The organism is Pseudarthrobacter albicanus (assembly GCF_018224015.1).
Lineage (GTDB): Bacteria > Actinomycetota > Actinomycetes > Actinomycetales > Micrococcaceae > Arthrobacter > Arthrobacter albicanus.
In genome coordinates, this window is record NZ_JAGPOT010000059.1 from 38897 (window position 1) to 50743 (window position 11847).

The following is an 11847-nucleotide window of genomic DNA, read 5'->3' on the forward strand; positions in this document are numbered from 1 at the left end:
GGTATTTTGCGCGTCACAGGGAATTCTGCGCGTCGGGCGATGGCGGCAGCGGGCGTGTCAGGCAGCCCAACCGCGGGCCATGGCGTCCAGGGCCGAAGAGTAAACGGACTTCCAGTTGGTTTCGGGCGAGCCAAGCTGCGCCAGTTCCAGGCTCACGAGCCCGTGCACCTGGCCCCAGATGGCCGTGGCCACGATGTCCACGCTGGCCTGCCGCATGGCGCCGGCGGTCTGGGCGGAAGCCACGGCCTCGATCAACGGGGTCATGGCTGCTGCTGCCGTGTCAGGGCTGGGACCGCAGTCCACATACGCGGCCAGGGCACCGCCGAACATCAGCCGATACAGGGCCTGGTGCTCCGTTGCCCAGGCTCTGTAGGCCAGGCCCAGTGCGTGCAGCCCGCCGGCCGCCGCGGCCAGTTGGGATTCGTGGAACGAGCGAAACCCGTCATCTACCACCGCGGTAAGCAGCTGCGACTTTCCCCCAAAGAGCGAGTAGACGGCCGTGGTCGAAGTCTGCGCAGCGGCTGCGACATCCCTCAGGGTGACCCGCGCCGGGCCTTCACGGTCAACGAGCTCGGCGGTTACGGCCAGTAGTTCCTGCCTCAGTGACTCGTTATGCACGATAGGTCTTGCCATGTGGTCCATTGTTTCATAACCTTGTTTCATAACGATGTTACAAAATCCATCCAAGGAGCCGTCATGGCGCAGGAGATCTTCCCGGGACGCTTTACCGCCGATCCGGAGCGGGAATCGTTGACAGTATTTCTGATCGGCATGCGCGCCAACCGGTGGTGGAAGGTAGGGGCCGTCGCCGGCGTGGCCGCGGCGATGCCCAGGATGCTCCGGCACCTTGCCAGCACCCCGACGTCGGGGATGCTGGGATTCGAGCAATGGTTCGGGCGCACCACGGTCCTGCTCAGCTATTGGGAGAGCCCCGAGCATCTCCGAAAATTCGCTGCCGACAGGGACTCTCCCCACCTGGAGCCCTGGCGGCGTTTCATGAAGGACCTATCAGGACGCGGGGACGTGGGCGTTTGGCATGAGACGTACCAGGTGCCGGCCAGGGGGATTGAGGCCGTGTACAACGGCATGCCGCTCTTTGGCCTGGCCAAGGCCACGACAAACGTACCCATCGGTCCCGGGAGCCATACGGCGAAACAGCGCATGGGACGCCCGGCCGGCGGCGCCACTGCCGCGGCAGGTTAGCTGTACCCCAAGTAGCCCGCAGTTGTTGTCGTTTTGGGCGCTTAAAACGGCAACAACTGCGAGCCAGTTGGGCCCCGCAATCGAAACCGGGCATCAGGCGATCGCGGCGGTTGGCGAGTCCTTCAGCGTCCGGCGCAGCTGCGGGGCGGCATCCAGCCGGTCCTGGGCTGCGCGCAGGGCCAGTACGGCAGTTTCCAGCTGTTTCGGGGGCAGCGTGTAGGGCACGCGCAGGTAGTGTTCGAACGCTCCGCCCACTCCGAAGCGTGGTCCGGCCGCGAGCCTCACACCGAAGTCCGGTGCGATCACCGTCAGGGCGGTGCTGGCCGGAGCCGGCAACCGGCACCACACCGTCAGCCCGCCGCCGGGATGTTCCGTCTGCCACTGCGGCAGATGGCGGCCCAGCAGGCCCAACAGCGCAGAGCGGTTCTCCCGAAGCATGGCGAGCCTCGCCGGGAGCGGGTCCGTCAGGGCATCGACGAGGTGGGCGGCGGCCAGCTGCTCGACGACGGGGCCGCCCAGATCCATGGTGGTGCGGGCCGCCGCGAAACGCCTGATCAGGCTTTCCCCCGCACGGATCCAGCCCGTCCGCAGACCTGCCCAGTGGGACTTGCTCAGTGACCCGATGGAGACCACCGCGGAACTGAACGATGCCAGCGGTGCTGCCGTCCCGCCGTCGAGGTTCAGCTCCCGCAAGGTCTCATCCGCCACGAGAACAGTTCCGGAGGATGCCGCGGCGCGGACCAGACGGCGGCGCTGGGCGTCGGGCATCAGCCGGCCGGTGGGGTTGTGGAAGTCCGGCACCACATAGGCCATCTTGGGGCGGTGCTGCATCAGGGCGGCCTCGACGGCGTCCAGATCCCATCCCGTGGCGGGTGCCGGCGGCAGTGCCACGGGAACCGGCCGGCAGCCCGCGGACCGGATGGCATCGAGCGCATTCGGGTAGGTGGGGTGGTCCACGAGCACCTTGTCCTGGCGCCCGGCGAGTGTGCGCAGGACGATATTCAGCGCGTGCTGGGCTCCGGACGTCACCAGGATCTGCGCCGGCGTGGTGGGCACGCCGGCCGATGTGTACCGTGCGGCAATCGCCTCGCGGAGGGCGGGGACGCCGAGGGGATCGTAGCCAAAACCGGGCAGCAGTGCGGGGAGTTCGGTCAGGGCGGCGGCGAACGCGCGGTGCACCACTTCGCCGCTGGCCGGCAGCGAGGCGTAGGCAAGGTCGATGACGCCGGCCGGGGCGGCGAGGCCGGGGGCGCCCGCCGCGATGGCGCTGTTCCCGAAGACATGCCCGGGCAGGCAGGTGCGGCCGCGGCTGCCCTGGCCGCTGCTGAGGAAACCCTGCTCGCGCAGGCCGGCGTAGGCTGCGGTGACCGTGGTGCGGCTGACCCCCAGGGTTTCGGACAGTGCCCGTTCGCTCGGCAGTGCGGTGTCCAGCGGGACGCGGCCGTCCAGGACCAGGAGGCGCACGACGTCGGCGAGCTCGCGGTAGGCGGGGGCGGCACCGGGGTTCCACCCGCCCAGCAGGCGGGCAAGGGAACTGGGGTTCAGCGAGCCGGACATAAGGCCAGTATCTCAAACTGGATATGGATTACAAGGCCAGTTCTCCGGGAGGATGGATTCCATGATGACCCGCAGACTCCTCCAGCTCCTTGTCGGCCTCGCCATGTACGGCGTTTCCCTGGCGATGTTCATCCGGGCCGGACTGGGCCTGGATCCCTGGGACGTCTTCCACCAGGGGCTTTCGGGCAAGGCCGGCCTGAGCATCGGGACCGTGGTGGTGATCGTCAGCTTCCTGGTATTGCTGCTCTGGATCCCGCTCCGGCAGTGGCCCGGCGTCGGGACGCTCTGCAACGCCGTGCTGGTGGGGGTCTTCGCGGACGCCGGCCTGGCCCTGATCCCGGAGTTCTCCCATCTCGGCGGCCAGATCGGCATGCTCGCCGGAGCCGTGGTCCTCAACGGGATCGCCTCGGCCTGCTACATCGGCGCCCGCCTGGGGCCCGGCGCCCGCGACGGCCTGATGACCGGGCTCGCCCGGCGCACGGGCTGGTCCGTGCGGGCGTCCCGGACCGGCATCGAGGTCGTGGTGCTGGGAGCAGGCTGGCTGCTGGGCGGCTCCATCGGTGTGGGCACGGTGGTCTACGCCGTTGCCATCGGGCCGCTGGTGCAGCTCCTGTTGCCGCGATTCATGGTGCCGGAGGTGAAGGCGCCCCGGCCCGTGACTCCGGACGCGGCCGTGCCCCTGTGACGAGCGATGACGCTGATTGGTCCCGGCGAGGCGCAAAATCCCTGGCGCGGCGGGAATCCGAATGCCGGCCGCGTGGGGTAATTTGAGCGTCGCCGGTCCGGACTCGGCGCGTGGTGGAGCGCGGTCCTATGCCGCCGGCTGGCACACGGGACAGAAATAGATGTCCCGTTCCTCGGTCCCCGTCGCCCTGCCCAGGACCCCGCGGCGCACCGGGGTGCCGCACTTCAGGCAGGGCTGGTGCTCGCGGCGGTAGACCCAGTAGGTGGACCGGCCGGCCGTCCGGCCCATGGGAAGGCCCGCCGGCAGGCCCCGCGCGTTCAGCACGGTGGTCCGTCGGCCGGGCCCCAGATTGGCTTCCAGGAGGGCTTTGGCGTCGCTGATGAGGGCGGGCAGGTCAGCCACCGCGGACACGGGCGATGCCGGGTGGACGCCGGAGAGGAAACAGGCCTCGCAGCGGTAGATGTTGCCGATCCCGGCCAGGTTCCGCTGGTCCAGGAGCGCGACGCCGATCGGGACCCCGGGCGCCGCGCGGATCCGCCGTTCGGCCTCGGCGGGGTCCCAGTCCGGCCCCAGCAGGTCCGGGCCGAGGTGCCCCACGATCGAGTCCTCCTCCGCGGTCCGGATGACCTCAAGAATGCCGAGCGAAAACCCGACGGCGTCTGCCGCCGCGGTGCTCAGCACGCACCGGGCAGTGAACCCGGGTTTGCGCCACCGGCCGCCCGGCGGGTAGATCTGCCAGGCCCCCTCCATTTTCAGGTGCGAGTGGACGGTCAGGCGGTCCGCCGGCGACGGACCCTGCAGCCGCATGAGCAGGTGCTTGCCGCGCGGGACCACCTCATCCACGGTCCAGCCGTCCAGCTTGAGCGTCGCGAAGCGGGGCACCCGGAAGTCGGAGGAGATCAGTTGCCGGCCGGCCAGTGCGGCGTGAAGCTGCGCGGCCGCGCGGAAGACGGAGTCGCCCTCAGGCACGGATCCTCAGTCCCTTCGGGGTGGAGTAGGCGCCGGCCTGGGCCAGGGCGGCGGCGACGGGAGTGTCCAGCAGGCCGTGGCCGTTGACCTTTTCCATGATCAGCTTGTCCACCGCGCCGCGTTTCACCACCCCCACCAGGGCCGCGCCGGCCGCGGCCAGGACCGCGGGGTCCTCGCTGAACGCCAGCAGGGTCTTGCCTCCTCGCTCCACATAGAGGATCAGGGCGCCGTCGACGAGCACCACGAGGGCCCCGGCCTTCCGGCCGGGCCGGTGCCCGGTGCCGGCCTCGGCGTTGAGGGCAGGCCACGGCAGGGCCGCGCCGTAGGCGTTGGCCGGGTCCGTCGCGGCGAGGGCCAGCGCGACCGGCTCGGGCTTGGACAGCTGGGTGTCCTCGGCGAAGGACCGCAGCCGGTCCACCGTGGCAGGCACGGCAAACTGCGCGGCCCCGAGGTGTTCGATGAAGTAGCCCCGCCGGCACCGTCCCGCTTCCTCCAGCCTGGCCAGTACCTTGTACATGAGGCCGAAGCCGCCCAGGATGTTCTCCGCCATGACCGATCCGCGGGTGACCACGCCGTACCGGTCCAGCAGGAGTTCGGCGGTGGCCCGGGCATGGATGGTGGGGTCCAGCTCCGGGGCGGGCAGCGCGGACCAGCGGCCCGCGGCGAGCGGAGGGGCAGGCGCGGTGCCGGTGACGGAACCGTAGCGGCCGCCGGTGAGTCCGGGCGAGCCCAGCAACCCGGTGCCGTGGGCGCGTCCCAGCCGGCTCAGCCTCGGTGCCCGGGCCCGCGGCGCGCGGGCGACCTGCCGGTGGGCGGTGTGGCCGCCGGCGATCAGGGCGCGCACGGGGGCGAAGGTGTCCCCGGTGATCCGGCCCGCCCAGGCGAGGTCCCAGAGCGCGGCGACCACGTCCTGGTCGCCCAGCACCGAGTCCATGCCGCCGGCGATGTCCTTCAGCTGGCGGAAGAAGTAGCCGCCGCCGTTGTTGCGCAGATGGTCCAGGAGGCGCTGTTGCGCGTCGCCGGGGACGAAGTCCACGGCCGGGTTCAGCGTCAGTTCGGCCGAATCGGCAAGGTGCAGGCTCACCCAGCCGTCGTTGCCCGGCAGCGGGCCCGCGCCGGACCACAGGACCTCGCCGGCCGCCATGAGCTCGTCCAGCATGGCCGGCTGGTAGTCGGTGATCCGTCCGGCCAGGACCAGCGGCTCCCAGGCAGAGGCGGGCACGGGTACGCCGGAGAGCTGGTCGATGGCGGTGATGATGCCGTCCAGCCCGCGCAGCGCCGACTGCCCGCGGCGGCTTCCGGGTGTGCGGACGTTTTGCCAGGCAGGAAGGAAGCGGCCGTACGCGGCCGTGTCCACGGGCTCGACCTCTGCCCGGAGCGCGGCGAGGGAACGGCGGCGGAGCTTGCGCAGGACCTCGGCGTCGCACCATTCGCTGACTCCCGCCAGAGGCAGAACGACAGACGGGGCGGCGGGCGCCGGCGCGCCCGTGTCTGCTTTGCCCGGCGCCCCGCCGGGCGTCTCGCCCGGGGCCGGGGCGTGGGGACGGAACTCGCCTTCCACCACGCGTCCGTCCGCGGCGAGCCGCTTCAGCGCGGTGCCGACGACGGCGACGCCGAGTCCCAGCCGGGCGGCGGCTTCGGCGGAGGTGAAGGGCCCGTGGGTGCGGGCATACCGCGAGACGAGGTCGCCCAGCGGATCCGCGACAGGCTCGATGAAGGCCAGCGGCACGCCCATCGGCAACGGCACGCCGAGGGCGTCGCGCAGCCGGGCGGCGTCCTCCACCGCGGCGTAGCGCTCGGCGCCGCCGACGTTGACCTTGATGGCGCGGTGGGCGCGCTGGAGGGCTGCCAGGTGCGCGGTTGCGTTGGCTAGGGTCTCGACGGTTTCGACAGGCTCAACCACCGGGGTTTCGACAGGCTCAACCCCGACAGGCTCAACCACCGATGAAGGTTCCAGCCGGGCCGCGACTTCCCCGGGCGCGAGCGGGCCCAGCAGGCGGAGCAGGTCCGCGACGCCTTCCAGGCCGCGCACCTTCCGGTCCGGTGCCAGGCGCTGCAGCTCGCGTTCGGTGGCGTCGATGACCTGGGCGTCGAGCAGCTCGCGCAGCTCCACCCGGCCCAGCAGTTCGTTGAGCAGGGTGGAATCCAGGGCGAGCGCGGCCGCCCGGCGTTCGGCGAGCGGGGAATCGCCCTCGTAGAGGAACTGCGCGACGTAGCCGAACAGCAGGGACTTGGAAAACGGCGACGGCTGCTGCGTGGTGGTCTCCACGATCCGCAGCTCGCGGCGCTCGATGGAGGCCGCGATGTCCTTCAAGGCGGGAAGATCGTAGACGTCCTGCAGGCATTCGCGCACGGTTTCCAGCACGATCGGGAACGTGGGGTATTTCCGGGCGACGTCCAGCAGCTGGGCGGAGCGCTGCCGCTGCTGCCACAGGGGCTGCCGCTTCCCGGGAGTCTGCCGTGGCAACAGCAGGGCACGCGCGGCGCACTCACGGAAACGGGAGGCGAACAGGGCGCTGCCGCCGACCTCCGCCGTCACGATCTGCTCCAGCTCCTCGGGGTCGAAGAGGAAGAGCTCGGCGCCGGGCGGTTCGTCCTCCATCATGGGGACCCGCAGCACGATCCCGTCGTCGGCGGCCATCGCGGAGCCGTCCATCCCGTAGCGCTGGTGCAGCCGCTGCCCGACGGCCAGGGCCCAGGGTGCATGGACCGGCATGCCGAAGGGGCTGTGCAGCACCACCCGCCAGTCGCCGAGTTCGTCATGGAAACGCTCCACCACGAGGGTGGTGTCACAGGGGACCACCCCGGTGGCCTGCTGCTGTTCGGCCAGGTACTGGATCAGGTTGTTCGCCGCGAAGTCGTCCAGGCCGCTGGCCCTGCAGCGTTCGGTGGCGGGCCCGACGTCGGACGCCGACAGTTCGCGCACGAACGCGCCCAGCGCCCGGCCCAGGTCCACCGGCCGGCCGAGGGAATCGCCCTTCCAGAAGGGGAGCTTGCCGGGCTGGCCGAAGGCGGGGGAGACCAGGACGCGGTCGTGGGTGATGTCCTCGATCTTCCAGCTGGTCGCGCCGAGGGCAAAGACGTCGCCCACGCGGGATTCGTAGACCATTTCCTCGTCGAGTTCGCCGACGCGGCGCCCGCCCTTGGCCGCCGCCGCGGCCGGGCTCGCGGCCCTGCCGTCCGCGGCTGCACCGCCGGCGGAGCCCGGGGAGCCGGTGCCCTCCGCCTCGGTGCCGATGATGTAGACGCCGAACAGCCCGCGGTCCGGGATGGTTCCGCCGGACGTGACGGCCAGCCGCTGCGCGCCCGGGCGGCCCTCGAGGGTGCCTGCGTTGCGGTCCCAGATGATCCGGGGCCGCAATTCCGCGAATTCGTCCGAGGGGTAGCGGCCCGCCAGCAGGTCCAGGGTCGCCTCGAAGGCTGAACGGGGGAGCGAGGCGAAGGGGGCCGACCGCCGGAGGGTGGAGAACCATTCCTCCACGTCGATGGCGCCCAGGGCGGCGGCGGCGACGGTCTGCTGGGCCAGGATGTCCAGCGGGTTGGCCGGGACGCTGAGCCGCTCGATCTTGCCGCCGAGCATCCGTTCCACCGTGATGGCCGTGTGCACGAGGTCCGCGCGGTGCTTCGGGAACAGGACGCCCTGGGAGATCTCGCCGACCTGGTGCCCGGCGCGGCCCACCCGCTGCAGCCCGCTGGCCACCGACGGCGGGGACTCCACCTGCACCACGAGGTCCACGGCGCCCATGTCGATGCCGAGTTCCAGGGAGGACGTGGCCACCACGCAGCGCAGCCGGCCGGACTTCAGGTCGTCCTCGATCAGGGCGCGCTGGTCCTTGGACACCGAGCCGTGGTGGGCCCGGGCCAGCACCGGATCGGCGCCGGCGGTGCTGCCGGCCTGCGCCATCATGTGCGCCGGCGTGGCCGTCGACGCCGGCACCGTGGCCCCGCCCGGCGGTGCGCCTGCCGGGGAGGCGGACTCCACGGCATCCCAGCCGCCGCCCGCGGCCACGAGCTGGCGCTCGGCGTAGATCTCGTTGAGCCTGGCGGTCAGCCGTTCGGCGAGCCTGCGGGAATTGGCGAACACGATGGTGGACTGGTTGGCCAGCACCAGATCCACGATCTTCTCCTCCACATGCGGCCAGATGGACGCCTGCGGCTGCAGCCCGGACGCCGGGCCGGAGTCGAACGCCGCGGCCGCGACCTGGAGATCGGACATGTCCTCCACCGGGACGGAGACTGTCAGGTCCCAGTTCTTCCGCGACGGCGGGGCGACGATTTCCACCGGTGCCGATCCGGCCAGGAACTGCGCAACAAGCTCCCTGGGCTCCACGGTGGCCGAGAGGCCGATCCGCTGGGCGGGTTTGGGCAGCAGGGCATCGAGGCGTTCCAGCGATACCGCCAGGTGCGCACCCCGCTTCGTGCCGGCCACGGCGTGGACCTCGTCGACGATGATGGTGTCGACCTCGCTGAGGGTCTCCCGCGCCTTGGAGGTCAGCATCAGGAACAGGGACTCGGGGGTGGTGATGAGGATGTCCGGCGGGTGGCTGAGCAGCGAGCGGCGGTCAGACGCCGGGGTGTCCCCGGAGCGGACCCCGACGGTGATCAGCGGCGCGGGCAGCCCGAGGCGCTTGGCGGTCTGGGTGATGCCGATCAGCGGGGCGCGGAGGTTGCGTTCGACGTCGACGCCCAGCGCCTTGAGCGGGGAAATGTACAGCACCCGGGTATTCCGCCTGGGTGCCTTCCGCCGCGTGCCCTTCAGCGCCGCCGCGTCCAGGCCGGGCAGTTCCGGCGGCCCGGCGGGGGCAGCGGCCAGCAGCCGGTCCAGCGTCCAGAGGAAGGCCGCGAGCGTCTTGCCGGATCCGGTGGGGGCGACGACTAGGGCATGCGATCCGGAGGAGATGGCGTTCCAGGCGCCGTCCTGGGCCGGGGTGGGCGCGGAAAAGGCACCCAGGAACCAGTCCCGGGTCGGCCGGCTGAACCGGTCCATGGCACCGGCCGCACGTGCTCCGCCGGCGAGCTCACGCCCCTTCATTCCTCCATCATGCCTTACGGCACCGACAGTATCCGGCGGCCCGTATCCGGGGTCCGGTCCGGGGCCCGGCCGTACCGTCAGCCCGGTAGCGAGCCCGACTCAGCCTGGCTCCGGCGCACCGCCGGCCGGCGCTACTTGGCCTGGAAGGCCTCGATGATCAGCAGGTTGATGCCGGCGTTGCTGCAGGCGTCCCGGGGCTGGGCGAGGAACAGCGAGGCGGTGTCCTCGGGCGGGTAGATCCTGAGGCCGGCCGCCGGGACCCGGGTGCAGTCCGTGTAGTTGGCGGCCTGGGTGTAGCGCAGCACCGCGGTGCCCGCCTGGCCCGGCGCGAGCAATACGTCGGTGACCGGGATCGACTCGTCCCGGGTTGCGGGCGCACCGATTGGCTCGCCGTTGGCGTCCGCGGTGAGGGAGACTCCCGCGTACCCCTTCAGCAGGCAGGGCCCGGTGCCGGAGTTCGTCAGGATCAGCTGCTGGTAGACGCTGCCGGCCGCACCGCCGCCGGTGGAATCGGTGCTGGCCGTCAAGCCTGCGGCCTTGCAGAGCGCCGGGCCGGACTGGGTGGTCGGCTGCGCGCCCGGCGGGGCGGACGACGGCGCCGAGGCGGACTCATCCGCGGAGGCGCCGGAGCTGTTCGACGGGCTCGACGCGCTTGCCGTGGGTGCCGCCGGTCCGGTGGTGGACTGGGGCTGCGCCGCGCCGGCCCCGCAGCCGCTGAGCAGGAGCGCTGCCGCGGCAGCCGCCGTCGTAAGTACCAGGATGTTCTTGGTTCGCTGAGGCCTCATGGCTCAACTTTCATGCCCGCCGTTGCCTTAGTCAACGATGCCACGACGGCGGGTCCTGATTGATGACCGGATTGTGATTTCCGGGCCCGCGTCCAGCCGCAGGACCGGGCGGCCCGGCGTCACGGAAGCCGCCCAAGGCGTTTCCAAGGTTGCTGGGCCGTAGAATCGGCAGTACGTCCCGCTTTGAACCTCCACCCGGAAAGGACCGCCGATGACGACGCGTGCTTCTTTCCGGGTGTTCCGCAGCAGTCTGATCGGATCCATCATCCTCGGCCTCGCGGCCGGCGGACACCTGGCCGGCGGACACCTGGCCGGCGGACACCTGGCCGGCGGCGGACGGTTGCCGGACCCGGCGGTCCTGGCCGCGCTCTGCGCCGTGGCGGTCGTCCCGGTGGCCGCGCTGACGCGCTTCCAGCTGTCCTTCCCTGTCCTGGCCGGGCTGATCGGGGCCGGGCAGGCCTGGCTTCACTGGTCGTTCTCTGCGCTGTACGCCGGAAAACCCATGGTTCCGGCCCCGATGGTCCAGAGCCATACCGGGCACGTTGCCTCTGCCGTGCCCGCCGAGGTATTCAGTTCCGGCATGACGGCTTCTTCGGCCGGAGCCGACGGCCTCATGTTCGCCGCGCACGCCGCCGCGACCCTGGGTACGGCGGTGTTGCTGGCCCGCGGAGAACGGGCGCTGTCGGCGCTGGCCGCCTGGTGGCGCCCCCTGGTGCGGCTTCCCGAACCTGTCACGATCGTGCCGGGGCGCGTCCCCGGACCCGCCCCGGCGCCCGTCGTTCTTCCCCTGGACTGTCTTGGCCGCCGTCTGCCGCCCCGGCGCGGCCCTCCGGCATTCGTGCCCGCCGCCTGAGACGGTCCCTTTCGCACACGGATGAGGACCGCAGGCGTGGCGCTGCTTACCGGACGGACACTGCGCCGGCCGGTCCCCCACCCGTTTCCTTTTGTGAAAGGCACCATGCCATGAAAACCTCGCTTCGCCGTACCCTCAAGACCGCCGCCGCCGCCACGATGACCGCCGGCCTGCTCGCCGCCGGCGCCGCAAGCAGCGTCCGCCCACGTCCATGTCGAGTCCGATGACACGGCGGCCGGCGGCTACACGCACCTGACCTTCAATGTCCCCAACGAATCCCCGACGGCCAAGACCAGCAGGCTCGAGGTGACCCTGCCCACGGACACCCCGTTCACGTCCGTCTCGGTCAAGCCCATCGAGGGCTGGAAGGCCGAGGTCACCACGAGCAGCCTGCCCCAGCCGGTCACCATCGCGGGGGCCACCGTGACCAAGGCCGCCACTTCCGTCGTCTGGACAGCCGACGCAGCCCACCAGATCGGGCAGAACGAATACCAGGCGTTCTCGCTCTCCGTCGGAGTCCTGCCTGACGCCGGGACAACGGTGACGCTGCCCACGGCCCAGACCTACACCGACGGGTCCGTGGTGAAGTGGGACGAGAAAACCGTCGAGGGCCAGGCCGAGCCCGAGCACCCGGCACCCTCGTTCGTGACCACGGCCAAGGACGCCGCGGCCACGGCCGTCACTGCCGCATCCCCGGCCCCGGCCGCCCCGGCCCCGGCCGCCCCGGCCCCGGCCGCCCCGGCCCCGGCCGCCCCGGCCCCGG

Annotated in this window: 9 protein-coding genes; 4 read left to right on the top strand and 5 right to left on the bottom strand. The window is 71.5% G+C overall.

The features are described from left to right. Positions 1-57: 57 nt before the first annotated feature. On the bottom strand, positions 58-633 hold the full coding sequence (locus J9611_RS13935) for a TetR/AcrR family transcriptional regulator (protein ID WP_246527807.1): 576 nt from the start codon (positions 631-633) through the stop codon (positions 58-60). Positions 634-696: 63 nt separating this feature from the next. On the opposite strand from J9611_RS13935, the gene J9611_RS13940 reads away from it, so the two are divergent. After that, positions 697-1203: a DUF4188 domain-containing protein gene (locus J9611_RS13940; protein WP_211880968.1), complete on the top strand. Its 507-nt coding sequence runs from the start codon at positions 697-699 to the stop codon at positions 1201-1203. A 93-nt stretch (positions 1204-1296) separates the two neighbouring features. Here J9611_RS13940 and yczR read toward each other — a convergent pair whose 3' ends face one another. Beyond that, positions 1297-2760 carry a MocR-like transcription factor YczR gene (yczR, locus tag J9611_RS13945; protein WP_211880970.1) on the bottom strand — a complete coding sequence of 488 codons (1464 nt, stop codon included), beginning with the start codon at positions 2758-2760 and terminating at the stop codon, positions 1297-1299. Positions 2761-2821: 61 nt separating this feature from the next. Between yczR and yczE the strand changes: the two genes are divergently transcribed. Then, the gene (gene yczE / locus J9611_RS13950) at positions 2822-3445 is read left to right on the top strand and encodes a membrane protein YczE (RefSeq protein ID WP_211880972.1); all 624 of its coding nucleotides are present in this window, start codon (positions 2822-2824) and stop codon (positions 3443-3445) included. 126 nt (positions 3446-3571) lie between these two features. Here yczE and J9611_RS13955 read toward each other — a convergent pair whose 3' ends face one another. From J9611_RS13955 to J9611_RS13965, 3 genes are all read right to left on the bottom strand, one after another. Further along, the gene (locus tag J9611_RS13955; protein WP_211880974.1) at positions 3572-4414 is read right to left on the bottom strand and encodes a DNA-formamidopyrimidine glycosylase family protein; all 843 of its coding nucleotides are present in this window, start codon (positions 4412-4414) and stop codon (positions 3572-3574) included. Beyond that, positions 4407-9446: an ATP-dependent helicase gene (locus tag J9611_RS13960; RefSeq protein ID WP_211880976.1), complete on the bottom strand. Its 5040-nt coding sequence runs from the start codon at positions 9444-9446 to the stop codon at positions 4407-4409. Before J9611_RS13960 ends, J9611_RS13955 begins: the two co-directional genes overlap by 8 nt. Before the next feature lie 131 nt (positions 9447-9577). Next, complete coding sequence (locus J9611_RS13965) at positions 9578-10231, bottom strand: DUF4232 domain-containing protein (RefSeq protein WP_211880978.1); 654 nt, start codon at positions 10229-10231, stop codon at positions 9578-9580. Between the two features lie 211 nt (positions 10232-10442). Here J9611_RS13965 and J9611_RS13970 point away from each other — a divergent pair, with 211 nt between their 5' ends. Next, positions 10443-11084 (top strand): hypothetical protein, encoded by a 642-nt coding sequence (locus J9611_RS13970; RefSeq protein WP_211880980.1) that lies wholly within the window; start codon positions 10443-10445, stop codon positions 11082-11084. Between the two features lie 252 nt (positions 11085-11336). Beyond that, positions 11337-11847, top strand: a 511-nt coding sequence (locus tag J9611_RS13975; protein WP_246527813.1) for a YcnI family copper-binding membrane protein, incomplete at its 3' end; no start/stop codon positions are given.